General features: G+C 63.5%; 22 protein-coding genes. 16 read left to right on the top strand and 6 right to left on the bottom strand.

What is annotated here, in order from left to right:
• Window positions 1-229 precede the first annotated feature (229 nt).
• Window positions 230-4,015: an EAL domain-containing protein gene (locus AC3YUO_RS02315; RefSeq protein ID WP_489961425.1), complete on the top strand. Its 3,786-nt coding sequence runs from the start codon at window positions 230-232 to the stop codon at window positions 4,013-4,015.
• A 112-nt stretch (window positions 4,016-4,127) separates the two neighbouring features.
• Window positions 4,128-4,769 carry a DUF1847 domain-containing protein gene (locus tag AC3YUO_RS02320; RefSeq protein WP_489961426.1) on the top strand — a complete coding sequence of 214 codons (642 nt, stop codon included), beginning with the start codon at window positions 4,128-4,130 and terminating at the stop codon, window positions 4,767-4,769.
• Between the two features lie 43 nt (window positions 4,770-4,812).
• Here AC3YUO_RS02320 and yqeC read toward each other — a convergent pair whose 3' ends face one another.
• Complete coding sequence (yqeC, locus tag AC3YUO_RS02325) at window positions 4,813-5,490, bottom strand: selenium cofactor biosynthesis protein YqeC (protein WP_489961427.1); 678 nt, start codon at window positions 5,488-5,490, stop codon at window positions 4,813-4,815.
• A 125-nt stretch (window positions 5,491-5,615) separates the two neighbouring features.
• On the opposite strand from yqeC, the gene yedF reads away from it, so the two are divergent.
• The 14 genes from yedF to AC3YUO_RS02395 all read left to right on the top strand — a co-directional run bounded on the left by yedF (window position 5,616) and on the right by AC3YUO_RS02395 (window position 16,662).
• A complete protein-coding gene (yedF, locus tag AC3YUO_RS02330) occupies window positions 5,616-6,224 on the top strand; it encodes a sulfurtransferase-like selenium metabolism protein YedF (protein WP_489961428.1) in 609 nt (202 codons plus the stop codon).
• Complete coding sequence (locus AC3YUO_RS02335; RefSeq protein ID WP_489961429.1) at window positions 6,221-7,363, top strand: aminotransferase class V-fold PLP-dependent enzyme; 1,143 nt, start codon at window positions 6,221-6,223, stop codon at window positions 7,361-7,363. The genes yedF and AC3YUO_RS02335 overlap by 4 nt, the downstream gene beginning before the upstream one ends.
• Complete coding sequence (locus AC3YUO_RS02340) at window positions 7,354-7,581, top strand: putative Se/S carrier protein (RefSeq protein WP_489961430.1); 228 nt, start codon at window positions 7,354-7,356, stop codon at window positions 7,579-7,581. Before AC3YUO_RS02335 ends, AC3YUO_RS02340 begins: the two co-directional genes overlap by 10 nt.
• A 26-nt stretch (window positions 7,582-7,607) precedes the next feature.
• The gene (gene yqeB / locus AC3YUO_RS02345) at window positions 7,608-8,402 is read left to right on the top strand and encodes a selenium-dependent molybdenum cofactor biosynthesis protein YqeB (protein ID WP_489961431.1); all 795 of its coding nucleotides are present in this window, start codon (window positions 7,608-7,610) and stop codon (window positions 8,400-8,402) included.
• A 3-nt stretch (window positions 8,403-8,405) separates the two neighbouring features.
• Window positions 8,406-9,446: a selenide, water dikinase SelD gene (gene selD / locus AC3YUO_RS02350; RefSeq protein ID WP_489961432.1), complete on the top strand. Its 1,041-nt coding sequence runs from the start codon at window positions 8,406-8,408 to the stop codon at window positions 9,444-9,446.
• Between the two features lie 22 nt (window positions 9,447-9,468).
• Window positions 9,469-10,476 carry an XdhC family protein gene (locus AC3YUO_RS02355; protein WP_489961433.1) on the top strand — a complete coding sequence of 336 codons (1,008 nt, stop codon included), beginning with the start codon at window positions 9,469-9,471 and terminating at the stop codon, window positions 10,474-10,476.
• Window positions 10,477-10,528: 52 nt separating this feature from the next.
• Window positions 10,529-11,425, top strand: coding sequence for a molybdate ABC transporter substrate-binding protein (gene modA / locus AC3YUO_RS02360; protein ID WP_489961434.1), 897 nt, complete (start codon window positions 10,529-10,531; stop codon window positions 11,423-11,425).
• Window positions 11,426-11,566: 141 nt separating this feature from the next.
• Window positions 11,567-12,244, top strand: coding sequence for a molybdate ABC transporter permease subunit (modB, locus tag AC3YUO_RS02365; RefSeq protein WP_489961435.1), 678 nt, complete (start codon window positions 11,567-11,569; stop codon window positions 12,242-12,244).
• Window positions 12,235-13,269 carry a sulfate/molybdate ABC transporter ATP-binding protein gene (locus AC3YUO_RS02370; RefSeq protein ID WP_489961436.1) on the top strand — a complete coding sequence of 345 codons (1,035 nt, stop codon included), beginning with the start codon at window positions 12,235-12,237 and terminating at the stop codon, window positions 13,267-13,269. The genes modB and AC3YUO_RS02370 overlap by 10 nt, the downstream gene beginning before the upstream one ends.
• Window positions 13,270-13,276: 7 nt before the next feature.
• On the top strand, window positions 13,277-14,224 hold the full coding sequence (moaA, locus tag AC3YUO_RS02375) for a GTP 3',8-cyclase MoaA (RefSeq protein WP_489961437.1): 948 nt from the start codon (window positions 13,277-13,279) through the stop codon (window positions 14,222-14,224).
• 3 nt (window positions 14,225-14,227) lie between these two features.
• On the top strand, window positions 14,228-14,698 hold the full coding sequence (moaC, locus tag AC3YUO_RS02380) for a cyclic pyranopterin monophosphate synthase MoaC (protein WP_489961438.1): 471 nt from the start codon (window positions 14,228-14,230) through the stop codon (window positions 14,696-14,698).
• Window positions 14,699-14,701: 3 nt separating this feature from the next.
• Window positions 14,702-15,142, top strand: coding sequence for an MOSC domain-containing protein (locus AC3YUO_RS02385; protein ID WP_118644379.1), 441 nt, complete (start codon window positions 14,702-14,704; stop codon window positions 15,140-15,142).
• Entirely contained in the window at window positions 15,139-16,158 is a 1,020-nt protein-coding gene (locus AC3YUO_RS02390) for a molybdopterin-binding protein (RefSeq protein ID WP_489961440.1), read from the top strand. The genes AC3YUO_RS02385 and AC3YUO_RS02390 overlap by 4 nt, the downstream gene beginning before the upstream one ends.
• A 12-nt stretch (window positions 16,159-16,170) precedes the next feature.
• Entirely contained in the window at window positions 16,171-16,662 is a 492-nt protein-coding gene (locus tag AC3YUO_RS02395; RefSeq protein WP_489961441.1) for a MogA/MoaB family molybdenum cofactor biosynthesis protein, read from the top strand.
• A gap of 61 nt (window positions 16,663-16,723) precedes the next feature.
• On the opposite strand, the gene AC3YUO_RS02400 is transcribed toward AC3YUO_RS02395, so the two are convergent.
• The 5 genes from AC3YUO_RS02400 to AC3YUO_RS02420 form a co-directional block, all read right to left on the bottom strand.
• Window positions 16,724-17,563 carry a decaprenyl-phosphate phosphoribosyltransferase gene (locus tag AC3YUO_RS02400; protein WP_489961442.1) on the bottom strand — a complete coding sequence of 280 codons (840 nt, stop codon included), beginning with the start codon at window positions 17,561-17,563 and terminating at the stop codon, window positions 16,724-16,726.
• A 68-nt stretch (window positions 17,564-17,631) separates the two neighbouring features.
• A complete protein-coding gene (locus tag AC3YUO_RS02405; RefSeq protein WP_489961443.1) occupies window positions 17,632-19,137 on the bottom strand; it encodes a DUF6056 family protein in 1,506 nt (501 codons plus the stop codon).
• Between the two features lie 256 nt (window positions 19,138-19,393).
• Window positions 19,394-20,764, bottom strand: coding sequence for a magnesium transporter (mgtE, locus tag AC3YUO_RS02410; protein WP_489961444.1), 1,371 nt, complete (start codon window positions 20,762-20,764; stop codon window positions 19,394-19,396).
• 424 nt (window positions 20,765-21,188) lie between these two features.
• Window positions 21,189-21,659, bottom strand: a complete 471-nt coding sequence (locus tag AC3YUO_RS02415; RefSeq protein WP_489961445.1) for a methylated-DNA--[protein]-cysteine S-methyltransferase — start codon at window positions 21,657-21,659, stop codon at window positions 21,189-21,191.
• A 6-nt stretch (window positions 21,660-21,665) separates the two neighbouring features.
• Window positions 21,666-22,763 (bottom strand): DUF3048 domain-containing protein, encoded by a 1,098-nt coding sequence (locus AC3YUO_RS02420; RefSeq protein WP_489961446.1) that lies wholly within the window; start codon window positions 22,761-22,763, stop codon window positions 21,666-21,668.
• Window positions 22,764-22,937 lie beyond the last annotated feature (174 nt).

The following is a 22,937-nucleotide window of genomic DNA, read 5'->3' on the forward strand; positions in this document are numbered from 1 at the left end:
TAGGCTAATAAGTTTCTGGAAAGTATTGCCGAAAAATGATAGAATACAGGGACCTTTTCCCTCATCTCCCCAGAAAACGGGTGTTTCTTCTCAATTTTTCTGGCTGCCCGCTTACCGCGGTCAGCACCGCGCATACAGGGTCAGACACTGCAACTCTTCCCATCAAAAATCTTGGCTGTGCGAGCCGCGGAGAGAGGCGATTTCGTTGCCCTTTAGTCAAACGTCCAATATGGATGACAAAAAACTGGATACAAGACTGGAAGTCCTGCGCTTTTTGGGTCAGAGCAGCCAGGATTTCCTTTTTCTGTGGGAATTTCAATCGGATACGCTCCACTTTTTCGGTCCGGTAAACCGCCGCTTTGCGCTGCACATGCAGGAGGATTCCCTGTGCACGCTGGAGGACTGGAACCAGATTGTCTATGAATATGACCGGCCCCTCCTGAAAAAGGAACTGGACGAGATTCGTCAGGGGATCAAGCTGGAACACGATTTGGAGTACCGCTTGGTAGATCGGGATGGGCACCGGGTCTGGGTTGGCTGCCAGGGCCGCAGCCAGCTGGACAGCAACGGAACGCCCGTGATGATGATCGGACGAGTTTCCGATACCATTCTGGATCGAAAGGTCGATCCCCTTACCAACGTCTTTAACGCCCTGAAGCTTCCGGAGGATCTGAACGAAATTCTGGAAGCACACATGAGTGGGCTTCTCCTTCTGCTGGGCATTGATAATCTGAAAACCATCAACATCCGCCACGGGCGTGAGGCTGGCAACCGGCTTTTGTGTCTGGTGGCGGAATCTCTTGAGGGTGCCCTGGACAACCGCTGCCGGGTGTACCGTCTGAACGGGGACTGCTTTGCCGCCGTACTGACCCAGGCAGACAAGGCCCGTACCGAACAGGTCTATAACCAGGTTCGGGAACGGGTGTCGGAGTACTGCACACTCTCCGCCGGTGTGGCGGCCTTCTACGGCAACGCCGCCGTGGATCCCAACACCCTGTGCCAGTATGCTGAAGCCGCCCTGGACCGCGCCAAGCGTCTGGGCAAAAATACCCTTGCGTTCTTCTCCCCTTCCGATTACGCCCAGCGCCTGTCCACGCTGGAGCTGCAGGAGGAGCTTCAAACCAGCGTTCAACAGGGGTTTCCCGGCTTCTCCCTGTGCTACCAGCCCCAGATCCAGTCCGTAAATTACCAGATTTTCGGCGTGGAGGCGCTTCTGCGCTACACCTCCCCCACCCGCGGCGCCATCAGCCCCGCGGAATTCATTCCCATTCTGGAGCAGACCGGTCTTATCTGCCCGGTGGGCCTGTGGGTGCTGGAGCAGTCCCTGGCACAGTGCCGCCAGTGGCGCTCCAAGCTGCCCCAGCTGCACGTCAGCGTCAACATCTCCTACGCTCAGCTCTCCCAGGAAAACGCGGCCCAGGTGGTGCTGGACGCCCTGGAGCGCAGCGGCCTGCCCGGAGATGCCCTGACTCTGGAGGTAACCGAGAGCGTTCAGCTGCAGGATTACCCCACCTTTAACCGTATCTTCTATCAGTGGAAAAAGGCGGGCATTGAAATTTCGGTGGACGATTTCGGCACCGGATATTCCAGCCTGGGCTATCTGAAAAGTCTCGATATCAGCGAGATTAAAATTGACCGCTGCTTTGTCAGCGGGATTCAGCACAGCACCTATAACTACCGGCTTTTAAGCAACATGGTGGAGCTGGCCCGGGCCGCTCAAATCCGCGTGTGCTGCGAGGGTGTGGAGACCCGTGAGGAGCTGGCGGCGCTGGAGCAGCTCCGGCCCGACCTGCTTCAGGGCTTCCTGTTTGACCGCCCCTGTACGCCGGAACAATTTGAGGCCTCTTACCTGTCCTCCCCGGACCAGGAGTCCCATATGTGCCGGCAGCTGTTTGGGGCTCTAGCCGATTCCAGCCGCTGCTCTGCCGCTGCAGGAGCAGAGCAGCCGGTGCGGGACGCCACTCCGGAAACCGTTCTGGATGCCCTGGACGAAATTGTATACGTCAGCGATCTGAGCACCTACGACCTCTATTACCTCAACGGGGCCGGGCAGAAGCTGACGGGAATTCATGACTACAAGGGCCGTAAGTGCTACAAAGTCCTCCAAAACCGGGACGAGCCCTGCGAATTTTGTACCAACGACTATTTGAAGCGGGACCGTTTCTATATCTGGGAACGGAATAACCCGGTCTGGGGCCGGCACTTCCTGCTGAAGGACAAGCTCATTCAATGGAAGGGCCATATGGCCCGGCTGGAAATTGCCATGGATGTCACCGATCAGGAGGTGGTCAGCCAGGGCATCCAGGAAAAGCTGGACTTTGCCCGCAGCGTGCTGACCAGTGCCCAGGCTCTGGCTGAAGAGAGCGGCATGGACACGGCCACGCAGCGGCTCCTGGCCCAGGTGGGCGAATTCTACCAGGCTGACCGCGCCTACATCTTTGAGCCCACCACCCAGAATTCGGAGGGCTGGAACAACACCCACGAGTGGTGCCGGGTGGGCGTGTCCCCGGAACGGGAAACCCTCCAGGGAGTATCCAGCCTCGCTCTGAACCGTTGGCTTGGAATTTTCCGCTCCGATCGCACCGTTCTCATCCCCAATGTGGATGACCTGCGGGAGACCGATCCCGGTGAGTGGAACACCCTTAACCGGCAGGGTATCTGCCGGCTGATTGCGGTGCCTATCAAGCAGGGGCACCGCCTGGTGGGTTTCCTGGGCGTGGACAATCCCCGGCGCTGTGCCCAGGACGACGCCCTTATCCGTATGCTCACCCTGTTTGTGGCCAACCGGTTCCGCCACAATGAGACGGCGGAACGGCTGAGTGAGCTGCTGAATCTCCACTATCATGACATCCTGAAGGCCACCGAGGTTGGCCTGTGGGTCATTCGCATGGATCGGGAGCACAAGGTCTATGAGATGTTTGTGGACGAGACCATGCGCACCGTCCTGGGACTGGATCGGGAGCTGTCCCCCCAGGACTGCTATCGCTACTGGTACAGCCGGATCAGCGACGGCTACTACCACTATGTCAATCTCGCCGTGGAGCAAATGGCCTCCTGCGGCAAGGTGGTCCAGCTGGAATACACCTGGGTTCACCCCTCCATGGGCGAAGTCATTGTACGCTGTACCGGCGTGCGGGAGAACAACCAGGACGGAACCGTCTGTCTGCAGGGGTACCACCGGATTGTAAACACCATGGAGCGCCCCCGGTTCTTTACCGACGACTCCCGGGGCGAGCTCTTTGAATTCAACGAGCGCCGGGGTACCATCTATTTCCACACCAAGCGGAAGCTGCTGGCGGGCGAGGCCGAGCACGAGGAGAACTTCCCCCAGTGCTGGCTGGACGCCGAGATGGTCCACCCCCACTTTGTGGACAAGTTCCAGTCCCTGTTCCGCAGCGTGGACCAGCAGGAGGAGCAGGAGGGCCTGGAGCTGCTGCTCAAGGGCAAATCCGGCGAGTACGAGTGGTTCCGGCTGAAGACACGCCATCTGGGCCGCAAGGGCCAGGACCGCCACACCATTCTGGTGCTGCTGGACCCCGCCGGGCAGCAGCGCATCACCGAGCTGGAGCTGATGCGGGTGCGGGAATTCTACCGCGCCAGCCTGTCCGAGACCATCGCCTACGTGGAGGTGGATCTGGAGAGCGGTGCCATCAAGGCTTCCGGCGGACTTTGGGCAAACTGTCAGCGGGAATACCGCCGTGGCAAGGAGAGCCTTCTGCAGTTTATGAAGCGCCGCGCCAAGGACGAGCTTCTTTTGTTGGATCCGGCCAGCCAGGAATTTTTCCGCTCCAAGGATTGGAAAACGGTCTTTGCCGACGGCAAGGAGATTCAGCGCATCCGCTACCAGCGCCTTGTAAACGACCGCTGGCGCTGGGTGGAGCTGGTGGCCCACTCCTTCCGGGAGCCGGTGACGGAGAACCTCTTTGCCCTTCTCTACCTCAAGGACGTGGACACTCAGGTCCGGTTGGAGCAGGGACAGCCTTCCCTCTCCCCGGAAGATTCCCAAGGGAATTAAGTGCATCCATTCTGTTCCGCCCGCCGGGCTCCCTGACGGGCTTCGGCGGGCGGAATCATTTTATGAAAACTGGGCGGAACCCATGGACGTTCCGCCAAAGGGGGCTATTTTTATGCACGAACAAACCCTTCCCCGCTGCACCGACTGCGGCCTATTCAGCTGCCGGGACCGGGATAAGGCCTACCCCGGCTTCTGCACCACCACAAACGAGACCACCCCGGAAGAACTGGAGGAGCTGGACCGCCTCTACGGCAGCGACACGCTGGACGGGCGGATGGCCCGCACCGCCGCCCAAATTGAGGGGCGCTACTACTGCCAGAAAACCCGGGTGGAGGAGACTGTGCTGTTCATCAAGCAGATGGGCTTTCAAAAGGTGGGCATCGCCTCCTGCCTGGGTCTGGTGGAGGAGGCCAGAACCTTTGCCAAAATTCTCAAGCACAATGGCATTGACTACGTCAGCGTGATCTGCAAAGTGGGCGGCCAGGACAAGAGCGAGATGGGCATCGCCGAGGAGGACAAAATCTGCCGGGGCGGCCCGGAAACCATGTGCAACCCCGTCCTCCAGGCCAGAATCCTCAACCGGGCCCACACCGACCTGAACATCCTCATCGGCCTGTGCGTGGGACACGACGCCCTCTTTACCCGCCACTCCGACGCCCCGGTGACCACCCTGGTGGCCAAGGACCGGGTGCTGGGCAACAACCCCTGCGCCGCCCTTTACAGCGGCTACTATAAGCGCCTTTATCAGGATTGACTCCATACCAAAAAGGGGAGAGAGCATACGCTCTCTCCCCTTTTTATTCTTTCAGCTGCCGGTACACGCCCCTTTGCAGGCTGCCGGCGGTCACGGAAATCCCGGTGTCCTCCAGGGCCCGGGCAAATTCCTCCGCCCCTGCCCAGTCCTCCGCTTCCTCCACCTGATTGACAAACACCTGCCGGGCCAGCCCCTCCCGGGCAATGGCTTTGGCTGCCAAAGCCGGAGTCACCACGTCTCCCGGTTCCGCCCCCGTCAGGCGGCAGAACAACTCCGGGCGGTGGACCGTCTCTTCCACCCTTCGTCCAAAGCCGGAGGCCCCCACCACGCAGATGACCTGCTTGCTCTCCGTGGGAATCACCGGCTCGTGGGAGGCGTGGGCCTTGATGGGCAGACGCCGGGAGCCATCGGCCTCCACCAGCACGTAGTCTGCCGTCTCCATCAGTGCCTTCATGGACAGCGCTGGCACTGTGAGCTTACCCTCTGGTCCCGGCCGCCCCACGCACACCATGGGGTGCTCCGCCAGCAGCCCGGCCAGCTCCGCTGCCGACTCGCCGGTATAGAGGGGAATACCGGCAAAGGGCATGATATGGGTGGTGGTACATAAAATGACCCGGCCAGGCAGTTCCTGCCCCAGAGTGCGCAGCAGCGTGGTCTTTCCGCCGCTGCCAATTATGGCGGTGATCCCCCGTTCCGGCTTCAAAAACGGCACCAGTTTCATCCCCGTGTCCCTCCTGTCTTTTTCCCTGTCTCCGCGTTGACTTGGGCGAGAAAACATTGTATAATACTCATCGTTGTTTATTATAAAATACAACGTTAAAAAGTACAAGATAGGGAGCGAGAAATATGAAATTAGATGCCAGAGGAAAGCCTTGTCCCCAGCCGGTGGTTCTGTCCCTGCACGCCCTTGCCCAGCTGAAGGCGGGCGAGGAGCTGGATGTACTGGTGGACAACGAGGCTGCGGTGGAAAACCTGCGGCGCATGGCCGCCCAGAAGGGCCGCAGCGCCGCTGTGACCCAGGAGGACAACTTCTGGCATGTGTGCATCGGGGATGGAAACACCGCCTCCGCCCCCTCCGTCCAGCCCCAGGAGGCTCCCAGCTGCTGCGCCCCCATGGGCTCCGCCGCGGTGGTGGCCATTGGCACCGATGTGATGGGCCGGGGCAGCGAGGAGCTGGGCCGCGCCCTCATCAAGAGCTTTCTGTATGCCCTGGCCCAGCTGGAGGTTCCCCCCGTCACCCTGCTGTTCTTCAACGGCGGCGCCAAGCTCACCGTGGAGGGCAGCCAGTCTCTGGAGGACCTGCGGACTCTGGAGGAGGCCGGGACGGAGATTCTCACCTGCGGCACCTGCCTGGACTACTACGGTCTGAAAGACAAGCTGGCCATCGGCAGCGTCACCAACATGTACCGCATCGCGGAGATTCTCACCACTGCCGACCGGCTGGTCACCCTATGATTTACCTCAACAACGCCGCCACCACCCTCCAGAAGCCCCCCTGTGTGGCCCAGGCGGTGGTGGAGGCCATGAGCCACCTGGGCAACGGCGCCCGGGGCGGCCACACCGGCGAGATGTCCGCCGCCCGCACCGTGTTTCAGACCCGAGAGGCCCTGGCCAGGCTCTTGGGCTTCTCCCACCCCGAGCGGGTCATCTTCACCGCCAACGCCACCCAGGCTCTGAACACCGCCCTCTTTGGCCTTCTTAATCCGGGGGACCACGTCATCGCCACCGACTGGGACCACAACTCGGTGCTGCGTTCCCTCCATGTGCTGGCCCGGGAACGGGGTGTGGAAGTGGACTTTCTCCCCGCTGACCGGCAGGGACAGCTGCAGTATGAGCGGCTTGAGGAGCTGGTGCGGCCCAACACCAAGCTTCTGGTGTGCACCCACGCCTCCAACCTGACGGGCAACCTGCTGGATGTGGAGCGGGCAGCCTCCTTTGCCCGGAGGCACAACCTCTATTTTCTGCTGGACGCCTCCCAGACCGCAGGCAGCACCCCCATTTCCATGGAGGAGATGGGCATTGACCTTCTGGCCTTCACCGGCCACAAGGGGCTCATGGGCCCCCAGGGCACCGGCGGACTGTGCGTCGCCCCACGGGTGGAGCTGCGGCCGCTGGTGTCCGGCGGCACCGGCGTACGCTCCTTTGAGGAGGAGCAGCCGGCGGAGTACCCCGAGCATTTGGAGGCGGGCACCCTCAACGGCCACGGCCTGGCCGGGCTGGGGGCGGCGGTGGACTTCATTCTGGACACCGGGGTGGGAACCATCCACGCCCACGAGCTGGCCCTTACCCGTCGCTTTGTTCAGGGGCTTAACGGCATCCCCGGCGTTACGGTGTACGGCGACTTCTCCGGGGACCGGGCGCCGGTGGTGGCCCTGAATCTGGAGGACTGGGACCCCGCCTCGGCGGCGGACACCCTGGCCCAGGACTACGACATCGCCGTCCGGCCCGGCATCCACTGTGCCCCCCGGATGCACCGGGCTCTTGGCACCCAGGATGTGGGCTGCCTGCGCTTCTCCTTCGGCTATTACACCAGAGAGGCGGACATTGACGCGGCACTGGCCGCCCTGAAGGAGATGGCAGAGCCATGCGAGTAAAAAAGCCCACCCTGGTCATCACCTTTCCCACCACCACCGCCGCCCTCCAGTGGGAGCGGCAGTGTCAAGCCCTGGGCATCCCCGGGCGTATCATCCCCGTCCCGGTGACCATCACCGCCGACTGCGGTCTGGCCTGGGCCATGCCCCCCGCAGATCGCGGGCGGCTGGAGGAGGTGTCGGAGCTCTCCCGCTCCGACTGCCTGGAACTGATGCTTTAAGTAACACGAAGAGGAGGAACTGTCCCATGCTGGTTGTCATTCGCGGCGCGGGGGACATCGCCACGGGCATTGCCCTGCGGCTTCACCGCGCCGGTATTCATCTCATTCTCACCGACCTGCCCCAGCCCACGGCGGTGCGGCGCACGGTGTGCTTCTCCGAGGCGATCCGCCTGGGGGAGGTGCAGGTGGAGGACGTCACCGCCCGGCTGGCCCACAGCCCCCGGGAGGCGCTGGAGCTGACCTTGCAGGGCACCGTGGCGGTGCTGGCCGACCCGGATGGGGCCTGCATCTCCGCGTTGAAGCCCGACGGGCTGGTGGACGCCATCCTGGCCAAGAAGAATCTGGGCACCCGCATGGACATGGCCCCGGTGGTCATCGGGGTGGGCCCCGGCTTTACCGCGGGGGTGGACTGCCACGCCGCGGTAGAGACCATGCGCGGCCACACTCTGGGCCGGGTCCTCTATACTGGCTCCCCCATCCCCAACACCGGCGTGCCCGGGAACATCGGCGGCTACACGGTGGAGCGGGTGCTCCGGGCTCCGGCGGACGGCATCTTTGAGCCCAAGCTGGAAATCGGCGCCCTGGTGAAGGCCGGGGACGTGGCCGGTATGGTGAACGGCCAGCCCATGCTGTGCACCATTGACGGCTGTCTGCGGGGACTGCTCCAGGCGGGGGTCCCCGTACACACAGGAATGAAGAGCGGAGACATCGACCCCCGGTGCAAGCCGGAGCACTGCCTCACCGCCTCGGACAAGGCCCTGGCGGTGGGCGGCGGCGTGCTGGAGGCCCTGCTCCACTTCTCCCACGGGTTGGAGGGATAAACCATGGACAACATTCAACTGACCAAGCTGGCTGAGTGCGCCGGCTGCGGGGCCAAGGTGGGGGCCGGGGAGCTGTGCAAGCTGCTGGAGGGCCTGAAGGTCCGCCAGGACCCCAACCTGCTGGTGGGCTACGACCGCAGCGACGACGCCTCCGTCTATAAGCTCTCCGACGAGCTGGCCCTGGTGCAGACGGTGGACTTCTTCCCCCCCATCGCCGACGACCCCTACACCTTCGGGGCCATCGCCGCGGCCAACGCCCTGTCCGACGTGTACGCCATGGGCGGAGAGCCCAAGCTGGCCCTCAACGTGATGGCGGTACCCGAGGACATGCCCAAGGAGGCGGTCCACGCCATCCTTCGGGGCGGCTATGAGAAGGCCTACGAGGCCGGGGCCATCATCACCGGCGGCCACAGCATCTACGACAAGGAGCCTAAGTACGGCATGGCGGTCACCGGCTTTGTCCACCCGGACAAGCTCCTCACCAATTCCGGGGCCAAACCCGGGGACGTACTCCTCTACACCAAGCCCATCGGCATTGGCGTACTCACCGCCGGCATCAAGGGGGAGCTCTGCGACCAGGACACCGCCCGGATGGCGGAGGGGCTGATGATGACCCTGAATAAATACGCCCGGGACATCATGGTACAGTACCGGGTCCACGCCTGCACCGACGTCACCGGCTTCGGCGTGATGGGCCACCTGCTGGAGATGGCCCAGGGCAGCGAGGCCCAGATTCACATTGACGTCTCCGGGCTGACGCTCATCCCCCAGTCCCTGGAGCTGGCCCGGCTGGGGGTGCTCCCCGCGGGGCTCTATCGAAACCGCCACTTCGCCGAGGCGTGGGTGGACGGCGGAAATGTGGAGCTGGCCGTGCAGGACCTTCTCTACGACCCCCAGACCTCCGGCGGCCTGATGATGGCCGTGGAGGCGGAGGACGCCCTCGCCCTGCTGGAGGCCCTGAAGGCCGACCGCCGGGTGCCCGCCCCCCAGCTGGTGGGCCGGGTGGCCCCCTATGAGGGCGGCAAGCGTATCTTTTTGCAGTAATTTGCAGTAAGGAGTGCCATTTGTGGACGATTTGACCCTGTTTGACACCTTGCGTGAGGATTTGGCCCAGGGCAGCCGGGTTGTGCTGTGCACCGTGGTGGGCAGCATGGGCTCCGCCCCCCGGGGAGCGGGCGCCCGGATGGCCCTGCGGCCGGACGGCAGCGCCCTGGGCACCATCGGCGGCGGATCGGCGGAGCGGCTGGCCACAGAGCGGGCCAAGCGCCTGCTGGCCGGAGAGGACGTTCCCGGCCTGATGGAGTACACCATGGGGGGCGCGGACAGCAACACCGGCATGGTGTGCGGCGGTGCGGCCACCGTGTGCTTCCAGCTGCTCACCCCCGACGACCTGCCTGAGCTGGACAAGCTGTCCGGGCTGCTCACCCAGGGCAGTCCCTGCACCCTGGCGCTGGACTGCACGGGGGATGTCCCCCGCCTTGCCGTCTGGGGCGAGGGCGAGCTGCCCCCCGACCTGTCTGACCGCCCCGGCGACCGGCCGGTGCTGGCGGACGGCGTCTACACCGAGCCCATGGGGCTGGATGGGGTACTCTATCTCTTTGGTGCTGGCCACGTGGGTCAGGCTCTGGGTCCCCTGCTGGCCCAGGTGGGCTTCCGGGTGGTGGTGGTGGACAGCCGGCCCGAGCTGGCCCGTCCGGAGCTCTTCCCCGGGGTACACCAGGTGCTGCTGGGCTCCTTTGACCACATCGGGGACACCGTCTCCCTCACCCCCCGGGACTATGCGGTGGTGATGACCCCGGGCCACATGGCCGATTTGGAGGTGCTGTGCCAGGTGCTCTCCTGCTCTCCCTGCTACGTGGGGTGCATGGGCAGCCGGAAGAAGCTGGCCTTCGTGCGGCAGGAGCTGGAGCGCCGGGGCTTCTCCCCTGCCCAGATCGAAGCCGTCCATCTGCCCATCGGCCTGCCCATCGGCGGAGAGACCCCCATGGAGATTGCCGTCAGCGTGGCGGCGGAGCTCATTCAGTTCCGGGCCGCCCGCCTGCCTGGCCGCAAGAGCGGCCGCTGCCCATCCTGAGCCTGAACGTGCGGTTTGCCGCTTCAGAGTATAAAAAGAAAGAGGAATGAATATGAAACTGCGCACCTTTCTGACCCGGGCCCTGGCCCTGGTTCTCACCGCCGGTCTGCTGGCTGGCTGCTCCTCCAACAGCACCTCCGGGTCCTCCGCTCAGAGCGGCAGCGACGCCTCCAGTTCCCAGAGCGGCGACGCCTCCCAGAAGGAGGGCGTGGAGCTGATGGTCTTTGCCGCCGCCTCCATGACTGAGACCCTGGAGGAGATCGCCGAGCTTTACAAAGAGGTGGCCCCCAACGTCACTCTGGTCTTTAACTTCGCCTCCTCCGGCGATCTGCTCACCCAGATCAAGGAGGGCGCCGACTGTGACCTCTTTATCTCCGCCGCCCCCAAGCAGATGAACTCCATGGACGGCTCCCTCATGGACGACACCGAGAAGAACCCCGACGGTCTCGACCTCATTGTCACTGACAGCCGCATCGACCTGCTGGAGAACAAGGTGGCCCTGGCCGTTCCCGAGGGCAACCCCAAGGGCATTGAGAGCTTCGACCAGCTGGCGGAGCTCCTGGCGAGCGGCGACGTGTTCCTGGCCATGGGCAACAGCGACGTGCCCGTAGGTCAGTACACCCAGAAGATTTTTGCCTACTACGGCCTGGATGAGGCTGCTTTGAACGAGGCCGGGGTGCTCACCTACGGCTCCGACGTGAAGGAGGTCACCACCCAGGTGAGCGAGGGGGCCGTAGACTGCGGCATCATCTACGCCACCGACGCCTTCTCCGCCAATCTGGAGGTGGTGGACGGAGCCACCGCTGAGATGTGCGGCCAGGTCATCTACCCCGCCGCCGTGCTGAAGGGAAGCGCTCACCAGGACGAGGCCCAGGCCTTTCTGGACTACCTCACCGGGGACGAGGCCGACGCTGTCTTTGAGAGCGTAGGCTTCACTCCCATCGCCTAATACATTCGAACAAGCGGCGATGCCGCTTGTTCGAACAGGGCTACACACCAGAAGGGCCTCGATTTCTTACGAAAAAGTCGGCCCTTCTGGTGTGAGCCCGTCTCTTCACTCTCCACCCTTCACTCTTTACCGGAGGTTCCTATGGACTGGTACCCACTTTATAACTCCCTGCGCATCGCCGCCATCTCCACGGGGATCATTTTCTTCCTGGGGATTGGGGCGGCCTACTACGTGGCCAAGGCCCCAAGGCTTGTGAAGGGGCTGCTGGACGTGGTGTTCACCCTGCCCCTGGTGCTCCCTCCCACGGTGGTGGGCTATCTGCTGCTGCGGGTGCTGGGCCCCAAGCGCATTGTGGGTGCCTGGTTCTTGGAGCACTTTGACCTGAAGCTCACCATGACCTGGTGGTCGGCCATCTTCGCCACCACCGTGGTCATCTTCCCCCTGATGTACCGCACCGCCCGTGGAGCCTTCGAGAGCTTTGACGAGACCCTGGCCGACGCCGGGCGCACCCTGGGCCGGTCCAACAGCTGGATTTTCTGGCGGGTGCGGATGCCCGCCTGCCGCCAGGGCATCCTGGCCGGGACGGTGCTGGCCTTCGCCCGGGCTCTGGGGGAGTACGGGGCCACCTCCATGATCGCGGGCTACACCCCCGGCCGTACGGCCACCATCTCCACCACAGTCTACCAGCTCTGGCGCACCAATGACGACGCCATGGCCCTGCGGTGGGTACTGGTGAACCTGGCCATCTCGGCGGTGGTGCTGCTGGCAGTGAACCTGCTGGAGCGCCGGGAGAGGAGGGAGACGCCTGCATGGTACTGAGCGTAGACATTGAGAAAACCCTGGGTGATTTTCACCTCCGGGTGCGCTTTGAGGCAGAGCGGGAGATTATGGCCCTGCTGGGCGCCTCGGGCTGCGGCAAGAGCATGACCTTGAAGTGCATCGCCGGCATCCAGCGCCCCGACCGGGGGCGGATTGTGCTGGGGGACCGGGTGCTCTTTGACAGCGAGGCGGGCATCAACCTGCCTCCCCAGAAGCGCCATGTGGGCTATCTCTTCCAACAGTACGCCCTCTTCCCCAACATGACGGTGGAACAGAACATCCTCGCCGGCGCCCGGGGCGGCACCCGGCAGGAGCGCCGGGCTACTGTGGCGGAGATGGTCCGCACCTTCCGCCTGGAGGGACTGGAGAAGCTGCACCCCAGCCAGCTGTCCGGCGGCCAGCAGCAGCGGGTGGCTCTGGCCCGGATTCTGGCCGGGCAGCCGGAGCTTCTGCTGCTGGACGAGCCCTTCTCCGCTCTGGACGAGCACCTCAAGTGGCAGCTGGAGCTGGAGCTCTCCGACACGCTGAAGACCTTCCCCGGCGGCGTACTCTTTGTCTCCCACAGCCGGGACGAGGTCTACCGCCTCTGTGACACCGTGTGCGTGCTCACGGAGGGGAAATCCGACCCCAAGGAGACCATCAAAGAGCTCTTTGCCGCCCCCGCCACCCTGGGGGCAGCCCTTATCTCGGGCTGCAAGAACATCTCCCCCGCTGAGGTTCGGCCGGAGGGGCTCTTCTGCCCGGACTGGGGGGTGACCCTGCGCACCGCCCAGCCTGTCTCAGACCGGACCCGCTACGCGGGCATCCGGGCCCACTACTTTACCCTGGAGGGGGATGGAAACTCCATCCCCTGCCGGGTCAGCCGCGTCATTGACAACGTCTTTTCCACCGTGGTCATGCTCTCCCCCCCCGGCCCCGGCCTTCTGCGGCTGGAGCTGGACAAGGACCGCTGGGCCGCCCTGGGAGAACCCCGGGAGCTGACCCTCTACATTGCCCCGGAAGACGTAATGCCCTTAACGGAGTGAATGGACCATGCTGGATACACAAGGAAGAACCATACGCTATCTTCGCCTGTCGGTTACCGACCGGTGCAATTACCGCTGCCTCTACTGCATGGGGGAAGAGGGCGTGCCCAAGCTGTCCCACGGGGACATTCTCTCCTTTGAGGAGCTGGAGGAGATTGTCCGGGCGGCGGCGGCCTGCGGGGTGAAGAAGGTCCGCCTCACCGGCGGAGAGCCCCTGGTACGCCGTGGCCTGCCCCAGCTGTGCCGCCGTCTCCGGGACGTCCCCGGCATCGAGGAGCTGGACATGACCACCAACGGAAGCCTTCTGCCCCAGTACGCCCGGGAGCTGAAGGAGGCAGGGGTGGACCGGCTGAACATCAGCCTGGACACCCTCAGCGAGGACACCTTTGCCCAGCTCACCCGCCGGGGAAGCCTCAGCGAGGCCCTGGCCGGGCTGGAGGCGGCGGAGGCGGCCGGTTTCACCGGCACCAAAATCAATGCCGTCCTCATCGGCGGCATCAACGACCGGGACATCCCCGCCCTGGCGGGACTGGCCCGGGAGAAGGCGTACAGTGTGCGCTTTATTGAGCTCATGCCCATGGGAGAGTGCGCCTGCTGGCCCCGGGAGCGCTTTCTCCCCGCCCAGGCGGTGCTGGACGCCCTGCCGGGGCTGGAGCATGCGGGGACGTCGGGGGTGACGGAGCTCTACCGGATGCCCGGCTGGGCCGGGACGGTGGGACTCATCCGGCCCATGAGCCACCACTTCTGCGCCGCCTGCGACCGCATCCGTGTCACCGCGGACGGGATGCTCAAGCCCTGCCTCCACTCCGCCGCCGAACTGCCCCTGCGGGGGCTCCACGGCCGTGAGCTGGAGGAGGCCATTCGCCTAGGGATTCGGTCGAAGCCCCAGGGCCACCACATGGACGCCCAACATTCCAGCGACAGTTTGCGGGGCATGAATGAAATTGGAGGATAACCCATGGAATTGACTCATTTTAACGAGCAGGGCCGGGCCCGGATGGTGGACGTATCGGAGAAGGCGGTGACTTACCGCACCGCCAAGGCCGCCGGCCGGGTGTGGATGAATCCGGAAACCCTGGAAAAGGTACGTCAGGGCAGCATGGCCAAGGGAGACGTGCTGGCGGTGGCCCAGGTGGCGGGCATTATGGCCGCCAAGCGTACCTGGGAGCTCATCCCCATGTGCCATCCCCTCCCCCTCACCTCCATCAACATCACCTTCGCCTTCCAGGAAAACGCCCTGGACATTCAGGCCCAGGTGAAGTGCAGCGGGGAGACCGGCGTGGAGATGGAGGCACTGACGGCGGTGTCCGCCGCGGCCCTCACCGTATATGACATGTGCAAAGCAGTGCAGCGGGACATGGTCATCGACCAGATCCGGCTGCTGGAAAAAACAGGCGGAAAAAGCGGTGTGTTCCGCAGGGAGGAATAACAAATGGCAGAAGTAACGGCAGTTTGCATCAGTGAACGGAAGGGGACCCGGAAGCACACCGTCCCCTTCATCGAAGTAAAAAAGGACCACGGCATTGTGGGTGACGCCCATGCGGGCAACTGGCACCGGCAGATCAGCCTTCTGGCCGACGAGAGCGTGGACACCATGCGGGGCAAGGGGGTGGAGCTCCAGCCCGGGGACTTTGCGGAGAACATCCTCACCCGTGGCCTTGAGCTGAACACCCTGCCCGTGGGCACGGTGCTCCGGGTGGGCGAGACCCGGCTCCAGGTCACCCAAATCGGCAAGGAGTGCCACAACGACTGCGAAATCCGCCGTCTGGTGGGCACCTGCGTCATGCCCACCAAGGGTATTTTCGCCATTGTCCTGGACGAGGGGACCATCCGTCCCGGGGACACCATTTCTGTGGAGGAGAGCGCGACATGAAATTGATTGAAACCCAGAAGGCCGTGGGCCACGTGCTGTGCCACGACATGACTCAGATTATTCCCGGGGTAAGCAAAGGCCCTCGCTTTCGCAAGGGCCATGTGGTCACCGAGGAGGACATCCCCGTTCTGCTGTCCATGGGCAAGGAGAACCTCTATGTGTGGGAGATGGAGCCGGGGATGCTCCACGAAAACGACGCCGCCGAGCGGCTGTGCGCCCTGTGCCTGGGGGACAACATGGAGCGCAGCGAGGCCAAGGAGGGCAAAATTGAGCTCACTGCCGCTCAGGACGGCGTGTTCCTGGTGGACACCCAGCGGCTCAATGCGGTGAACTCCATCGACGACATCATGATTGCCACCCGCCGGGGCGGCGGCGCCGTCCACAAGGGGGACAAGCTGTGCGGCACCCGGGTCATCCCCCTGGTCATCCCCGAGGAAAAGCTTCAGAAGGCCGAGGAGGCCGCCGGGGACACGCCCCTGCTGTCCCTGCTGCCCTACAAGCTGAAAAAGGCCGGGGTCATTACCACCGGCAGCGAGGTGGCCAAGGGCCGCATTGAAGACCGCTTCACCCCTGTCATCGAGCAAAAGCTGGCTCCCTTCGGCATCACCATGACCGAGCACATGGTGGTGGACGACGAGATGGACCACCTGCTGGAGGCTCTGGCGGAGATGAAGAAAAAGGACGTGGACATCATTCTCTGCACCGGCGGCATGAGCGTGGACCCGGACGACAACACCCCCGGGGCCATCCGCCGCAGCGGTGCCCGGATCATCACCTACGGCGCCCCGGTGCTGCCCGGTGCCATGTTCCTGCTGGGTTACTATGAGGACGGCCGTCCGGTGCTAGGCCTGCCCGGCTGCGTCATGTATGCCGCCGCCACCATTTTCGACTTGGTGCTCCCCCGCATTGCCGCCGGGGTGCGCCTCACCAAGCAGGACTTCGTGGTGCTGGGTGAGGGCGGGCTGTGCCTGGGCTGCAAGCCCTGCACCTACCCCCACTGCACCTTCGGCCGGTAAGGAGGGACGCCCATGTATACTGCCCAAGTGATTACCGTCAGCGACCGGTCCTTCCGGGGCGAGCGCCCCGACGGCAGCGGCCCCGTGGTGCGGCAGCTGCTGGAGGAGGCGGGCTACCAGGTGGGCGAGGTGGTCATCATCCCCGACGAGCAACCCCTCATTGAAGAGGCCCTCATCAAAGCCGCCCAGGCGGACATCGCCCTCATCGTCACCACCGGAGGCACCGGCTTTGCCCCCCGGGACGTGACCCCCGAGGCCACTCTGGCCGTGTGTCAGCGGCTCACTCCCGGCATCCCCGAGGCCATGCGCGCTGCCTCCATGGCCATCACCCCCCGGGGCTGCCTGTCCCGGGCCGCCGCCGGTATCCGGGACCGCAGTCTCATCGTCAACCTGCCCGGCAGCCCCAAGGCCGCCCGGGAAAACCTGGAGGCCGTCCTGGATCCCATCGGCCACGGCCTTCAGATGCTCCGGGGCGGGCAGGCCGACTGCGCCGCCCAACCCTGACCCCAATATGAAAAAATCCCCGGTCTGTGAATACAGACCGGGGATTTTTTGCTCTATTATACTATACGTATAGAAAAACCAGGGTGATGACGGCAAAGATGCAGGCCAGAACGAGGAGCACCTTGTCCTGGAAGACCACCTCCACCGGGTCACCATCGGAGTTGCCCTCCACCACCATGCTGTACCGCAGGCAGATGCAGATGACCAGCGGCACCGTCCACATGAGGTTTCCGCCCCGGTCCACGCTCCACAGGGAGTAAAAGACCACCGCCAGGGTGAGGCACATCTGCATGTTCTGGGAAAGGAAGGCGTCGTTATAGTAGCGCAGCACCCGGCGGGTGTTCTCGCTGGAGGTACGCAGCTCGCCCCGGCGCTTGCTCAGGCCCATATAGAAGGCCACCGACGTCACCGTGAGATAGAGCCAGCCGGAGGTGGCGATGCCTGTGACTGCCGAGCCCAGCAGCACCCGCAGCAGAAAGCCGGAGACCAGGATGGCAATGTCCAGAATGGGAACATGCTTCAGCCCCATGCTGTACCCCAGGTTGAGTACAAAGTAGGCCCCCAGGCACAGCCAGCTCTCCCAGGAGAAGCGGCCCCAAACCGCCAGCCCCACCAGCACTCCGCCCACGACCACGGCCTCCGCCACCGCGTGGGACACGGGCACCGCTCCGCTGGCGATGGGACGGCGGCACTTAGTAGGGTGCTGACGGTCCCGCTCCACGTCCTTGATGTCATTGATGATATACACCAGGGAGGCCAGGGCGCAGAAGGCCAGGAAGGCGCACACCGCCTGTCCCAGCAGCCGGGGCTCAAAAAGCTGGCCGCTGAACACCAGGGGCAGCATCACCAGAATATTCTTGATACAGTGCTTGGGCCGCAGAAGCCGAATATAAGCCTTCACAATGTCACCTCTTTATCAATTACCTGCCGCTCTGTGGGGGAAAGAGCCGGTCACCTGAACCTCTGCCCTTATCCGCGGTCTGTCTTCCACTCCGCCGCCGGCACGTAGGTAACAATCAGGTCCCCTGGGGTCTCATAGTAGTAGCGGCTCTGCACCTTATTGGAGTCCCCGTCCCACATGTATTCCCCGTGGGGATAGGCGGGCAGGGTCACCTGGGTCTCCCCACGGCCCATAGCCTGTTCCAGAATGGCGTCCCGCTCCACCTCCAGGGTGTGAATGGGGGTGAAAATCCACAGGCAGTGGCCCAGCACCACGCCCGCCAGCAGGCAGGACGCCGCAGCAGCGGCGGGGACAGGCACCTTCTCCAGGGGCAGGACGGTGAGGAAGCCGCCCGCGGTAATGAGCAGGCAGACATAGGACAAATAGAGGCATCTCGGCCCGATGGGCTGAACAAAGAGCAGAGGGAAGGCAGCCACACCGGCACTCACCAGGAAAAAAATCGCCCGGTTCCGTCCGCCTCCCTGGGGCAGCCACCGCCAGCAGGCCAGCAGCAGGGCAAAGCCCCACAGCACCACCACAAGGGCCGTGGTCCACATCCAGCTCACCGCTCCCCGGAAGAAGGCGAAGTATACGCTGCCCAGCACCAGCACGCCGGCGGCCAGGATATCAAACCACCGCCGCCGGGCCCGGGCGAAGGCCACAAGGGCCAGCACGGTGAGGGACACATAGAGCACAGGGCAGCCGGCGATGAGGCAGCGCAGCACCTCCTCCTGGTTTGCCCGCAGGGTGGCAAGCAGGCCGGACAGGCCGCCGGTGAGGCCGGTGGCGTAGCCCCCCTCATCCTGCATCACCAGTCCGTAGGCCGGGGACAGGAACAGCAATGCCGCCCCCGCCGCCGTGCCCAGGAAGAAGGCCAGAGCCGTGGGGGACAGCCGCTTCTCCCGCAGGCCGTACCAGACTACCAGCACCAGCCCCGCCCACAGGGCATACAGGGTGTTATTTTCCATGAACAGCTGCGCGCCGAAGCCCAGCAGGAAGACCGCCGTCCCCCGAGGCACGCTCTCCCGAATAAGGCCGCCGTCAAACACGGGACGGAGCAGCCAAAAGGCCGTCAGCACCATGAGGACCGGGGGCACATAGTTGAAAAAGCCAGCCGCCCAGGGGTAGATCTGCCGGAACATTTCCAGGGGCAGGGCCAGCAGGGCGGCTGTGGTCACCAGCACGCCCCAGAAGGTACGAAAGCCCATGTGACGGGCGGTAATGTAAATGGTTCCCAGAGTGAAGGCGCTGCGCATGACCTCCCGCAGCACCTTCCGGCCTCCCGCGGAATAGGCCAGGATGTTGCCCAGAATCCGGCCATTGTAGGTCTTCCAGCCGTGGATGACGGTCTGCATCAAATCCCCGGGGCCGGTGAGCTTCCGCCCCAGCTCCTCCCGGAACCAGTCGTCCCCCATGATGGGGAACAGCCAACAAAGCCACAGCAGCAGGCAGAACAAAAGCCCCATTCCCACCCACCACACAAGTCGCTTGCGGACGGGACGTGGGGTCAACACAGATTGCAGTTCATGTTCCATTCGGATGTACGCGCCTACGGCGCCTCTCCCCCCGTTGTCTGAATACAAATTGAGAGGGCTTGCCAAAGACACATCTTTGACAGCCCGGACATACGCCTTAAAAATACCATAATTGCCGCCATATTGCAATCGGTTTCGCGGAAATGGGCCGGGCTGCGGCAAATCTCCCATATTTTCCACTGTTTTCTTCCCCCCGGCCCGCAAAAAAAGTATCCCGGAACCCACAGGTTCCGGGATACTTACGTTCTAAATTTTCTCAGATGCCCAGCACCCGGGTGGCAATGCTGAAGTAAATGAGCAGGGACAGGGCGTCCACCACGGTGGTGATAAAGGGAGCTGCCATCACCGCCGGGTCGATGCCCACCTTTTCCGCCGCCATGGGCAGGGTGCAGCCCACAATCTTGGCGCAGACCACGGTGAGCATCAGGGTGAGGCAGACCACCAAAGCCACCGGGACGGTGACCTCCGGATTGTTCATCAGGGTGCGGTCCACCACCATCATCTTCACGAAATTGGCCGCCGCCAGGCACACGCCGCACAGGACGGCCACGCGAATCTCCTTCCACAGCACGGCCAGCACGTCGGAGAACTCCACCTCGCCCAGAGACAGGGCACGGATGACCGCCACGGAGGACTGGGAGCCCGAGTTTCCGCCGGTGCCCGACAGCATGGGAATGAAGGAGGTGAGGACGACGCAGGCCGCCAGAGCCGTCTCAAAGCGGGTGATAATGATACCGGTGAAGGTGGCCGACAGCATGAGCATCATCAGCCAGGGAATGCGGGAGCGCCAGGTCTCAAAGACGCCGGTTTTCAGATAGGGCTTGTCGGAGGGGAGGATAGCCGCCATCTTCTCAAAGTCCTCGGTGGTCTCCTCCTCGATAACGTCCATGGCATCGTCGAAGGTGATGATGCCCACCAGACGGTTCTCCCCGTCCACCACAGGCAGGGCGCTCAGGTCGTACTTGGAGAACATCTGGGCCACGTCCTCCTTGTCCTCGTGAGTGTTCACCGAGATGACGTTGGTCTCCATGATGTCGCCGATGCGGGTCTCATAGTCGGACAGGAGCAGAGTCTTCACCGTCACCACGCCCAGAAGAATCCGGTTCTTGGTGACGTAGCAGGTATAAACCGTCTCCTTGTCCAGGCCCACCTTCCGGATGCGGGCAAAGGACTCCTCCACCGTGGCGTCGGGGTGGAGGAAGACAAACTCCGTGGTCATGATGGAGCCGGCGGAGTCCTTGGGATAGTTGAGCAGCTGGTTAATCTGGCTGCGGGTGGAGGCGTCGGTGTTGCGGAGAATTCGGGAGACCACGTTGGCGGGCATGTCCTCAATGATGTCCACCGTATCGTCCAGGTAGAGCTCGTCCAGCACCTCCCGCAGCTCCTTGTCGCTCAGGGCGCCGATCAGCTTCTCCTGGTCCTCACTGTCCTCCAGGTAGGTGAACACCTCCGCCGCCACGTCCTTGGGCAGCAGGCGGAACACCAGAATCTGCTGCTCCACGTCCAGCTCATCCAGAAACTCGGCGATATCCACCTCGTTCATTTCCAGCAGATGCTCTCTCAGCTGGCGGAACTGCTTGCGCTCCACCAGGTCCAGCAGCATCTCCAGATCATAGTTCTCGTGCATAAATTCCTTTCCCCTCTCGTCGGTTCCGTATTTCAAACGCGGGGTACAAAAAACCACAGGGAAAAAGGGCCCTTTGAGCCAGACAAGAGGGCACCTCTGCCCCAGTTGCCTGCTTCAAAGCACTCTTTTCCTCCCTGTGGCTGCACACAAAACACCCGGTCAAAGGTTGGTTTCCCCCGGTCCGGATGCGGGCCGCAGACGACATGTCCCTTCGGCCCAGCCCGCCCTGTGCGGTCTGTGGCAGCTGTCTCCCCTGTGTCCTTGTCTACTTCGGTCGTCCACGTCAAATCCCACTTCCTCTCCCGGTCCTCTTCGACCGTAACGCCCCGGGCGCCGGCGCGGAGTTCGCGCCGGCGCCGGTGGGCTTATTGCTATTATACCATTCTATGCAAATTCCTTGCAAGCGGCCCCGGCGGATTCCACGTTATTTTTCGGTTAAATCCGCGCCCTCCAGATCCAGCAGCGCCTTTTTCAGCTCCAGCCCTCCGGCATAGCCCGTCAGGGTGCCGCCGCTGCCCACCACCCGGTGGCAGGGAATCAGGATGGGGATGGGGTTATGGTGATTGGCCATTCCCACCGCCCGGAAGCCCCGTGGTGACTCCACCGCCCGGGCAATCCGGGCGTAGGTCCGGGTCTGGCCGTAGGGGATGTCCCGCAGCGCATTCCACACCCGAAGCTGGAAGGGGGTACCCTTGAGATGGAGGGGCAGATCAAAGTCCCGCCGCTCCCCGGACAGGTACTCCAGCAGCTCCTGCCGCCCCCGGCTGATCAGGGGCGTCTCCCGGCTCATGAGCCGGGGCGTGGGCTGTCCGGGCAGCCAGAGCCGGGTAATGGCCCCCTCCTCTTCCCCCAGCGCCATAGGGCCCAGGGGGGTATCAAACAACAGAAATTCCATATGTGCTCAGGCCTCCTGCACCGTCACGGCGGAGGCGCCACTCACGATGTTCACATAGGTGTGGCCCACCCCGAATTTCACGGGCTGGCCGTTGGCGTCGGTATATTCCAGGGGACTGGAGTGGTTCTTCTTGCTCCAGGTGATGGGCTGCTGGACGCCGTCGCAGAACAAAATGCCCTCGCCGGTGCCGGTGGTGCGCACGCTCATCCGTCCGGAGCTGTCCCCCTTGATGGCGGACACATCGGTAAAGAGGACCACCACGTTTTTCACCGCCACCTGCTCTCCGGTGTTGCCGTCCACATAGGGGGCACCGTACTCCTCCACCTTGTAGAGGCCGCTGGCGCTGTCGTAAGTAAAGACGCCGGTTTTATAGCTGGAGAAGGTGACCTCCACGCCCTTGGCCGGAGTACCGGTGGCGGTCTCCTCCTCCCCCAGGAAGGTCATGGGGCAGGTATAGCCCTCCTTGTGCTCCAGAGTCACCCGCTTGTAGGTGGGCAGCAGCTCCTGGATAGTCTCCCCGGAGGTGAGGACGCTGTGCTCCTTGCCCATGTTCTTTCTCCGGTCCGCGTCCCGCCAGAAGAGGGTGCCCTCATAGGGGCCGTTGACACAGTCCAGGGCGGTGACGCCCCAGTCCTGGATGGCGTCGTAGGCCTGGGGGCTGCCTCCGGCATGGAGGAAGATGGCGTCGTGGCCATAGGCCAGAGAGACATAGTAGTCCCGGGCCGAACGCACCGAGCCGATTTCGCCCACGCCCTCCACGCTCTGGAAGACCCCCAGCATCCGGGTGATGCCGCCCTCGGCCACCGCCTCATAGATGATGTCCGCCTGGGACACCCCCAGCTGAGGCAGGGCCTTTTTCAGGTTGTTGAGCATGATGGCCACCGGCCGGTTTTTCCCGATGTCCGTGGCGCAGCCCTCCCCCGTGAGGGGGTTCACATAGGGCAGCTGGGGCTCCGGTTCCGGCTCCACCGGGGCCAGGGTGGATACACTGGGCTCCTCCGGCGGGGCGGAGGAGGCGGCAGGCTCCTCCTTGGGCCCGCAGGCGCACAGGGCGGTCAGCAGCAGCAGCGCGGGGACCAGTTTCCTCAGCTTGTTCACCTTCACGGGGATTCCTCCTTATTCGGTTTCTATGGTGCTATCATACCGTCCCCGCCCATTTTCTGTCAACCGAAAGTGATGGAAAAATGGTTGTCTGTCTTCTCTCCCTCGTTCTTGACAGGCGGCGCATTTTTCCTTACCATACCACTATACTGCTCTGTCAAAGTCCAACGGGACGGC

This window comes from Pseudoflavonifractor sp. HNCC25GI2 (assembly GCF_058136395.1).

What these genes read in the sequence shown, in the direction of transcription:
- AC3YUO_RS02395 (WP_489961441.1), top strand. Translation starts at nt 16,171, where the DNA reads ATGTATACTGCCCAAGTGATTACCGTCAGCGACCGGTCCTTCCGGGGC.
- AC3YUO_RS02405 (WP_489961443.1), bottom strand. Translation starts at nt 19,137, where the DNA reads ATGGAACATGAACTGCAATCTGTGTTGACCCCACGTCCCGTCCGCAAG.
- AC3YUO_RS02370 (WP_489961436.1), top strand. Translation starts at nt 12,235, where the DNA reads ATGGTACTGAGCGTAGACATTGAGAAAACCCTGGGTGATTTTCACCTC.
- modA (WP_489961434.1), top strand. Translation starts at nt 10,529, where the DNA reads ATGAAACTGCGCACCTTTCTGACCCGGGCCCTGGCCCTGGTTCTCACC.
- AC3YUO_RS02390 (WP_489961440.1), top strand. Translation starts at nt 15,139, where the DNA reads ATGAAATTGATTGAAACCCAGAAGGCCGTGGGCCACGTGCTGTGCCAC.
- moaC (WP_489961438.1), top strand. Translation starts at nt 14,228, where the DNA reads ATGGAATTGACTCATTTTAACGAGCAGGGCCGGGCCCGGATGGTGGAC.
- mgtE (WP_489961444.1), bottom strand. Translation starts at nt 20,764, where the DNA reads ATGCACGAGAACTATGATCTGGAGATGCTGCTGGACCTGGTGGAGCGC.
- yqeC (WP_489961427.1), bottom strand. Translation starts at nt 5,490, where the DNA reads ATGAAACTGGTGCCGTTTTTGAAGCCGGAACGGGGGATCACCGCCATA.
- moaA (WP_489961437.1), top strand. Translation starts at nt 13,277, where the DNA reads ATGCTGGATACACAAGGAAGAACCATACGCTATCTTCGCCTGTCGGTT.
- AC3YUO_RS02340 (WP_489961430.1), top strand. Translation starts at nt 7,354, where the DNA reads ATGCGAGTAAAAAAGCCCACCCTGGTCATCACCTTTCCCACCACCACC.
- modB (WP_489961435.1), top strand. Translation starts at nt 11,567, where the DNA reads ATGGACTGGTACCCACTTTATAACTCCCTGCGCATCGCCGCCATCTCC.
- yqeB (WP_489961431.1), top strand. Translation starts at nt 7,608, where the DNA reads ATGCTGGTTGTCATTCGCGGCGCGGGGGACATCGCCACGGGCATTGCC.
- selD (WP_489961432.1), top strand. Translation starts at nt 8,406, where the DNA reads ATGGACAACATTCAACTGACCAAGCTGGCTGAGTGCGCCGGCTGCGGG.
- AC3YUO_RS02320 (WP_489961426.1), top strand. Translation starts at nt 4,128, where the DNA reads ATGCACGAACAAACCCTTCCCCGCTGCACCGACTGCGGCCTATTCAGC.
- yedF (WP_489961428.1), top strand. Translation starts at nt 5,616, where the DNA reads ATGAAATTAGATGCCAGAGGAAAGCCTTGTCCCCAGCCGGTGGTTCTG.
- AC3YUO_RS02415 (WP_489961445.1), bottom strand. Translation starts at nt 21,659, where the DNA reads ATGGAATTTCTGTTGTTTGATACCCCCCTGGGCCCTATGGCGCTGGGG.
- AC3YUO_RS02335 (WP_489961429.1), top strand. Translation starts at nt 6,221, where the DNA reads ATGATTTACCTCAACAACGCCGCCACCACCCTCCAGAAGCCCCCCTGT.
- AC3YUO_RS02385 (WP_118644379.1), top strand. Translation starts at nt 14,702, where the DNA reads ATGGCAGAAGTAACGGCAGTTTGCATCAGTGAACGGAAGGGGACCCGG.
- AC3YUO_RS02315 (WP_489961425.1), top strand. Translation starts at nt 230, where the DNA reads ATGGATGACAAAAAACTGGATACAAGACTGGAAGTCCTGCGCTTTTTG.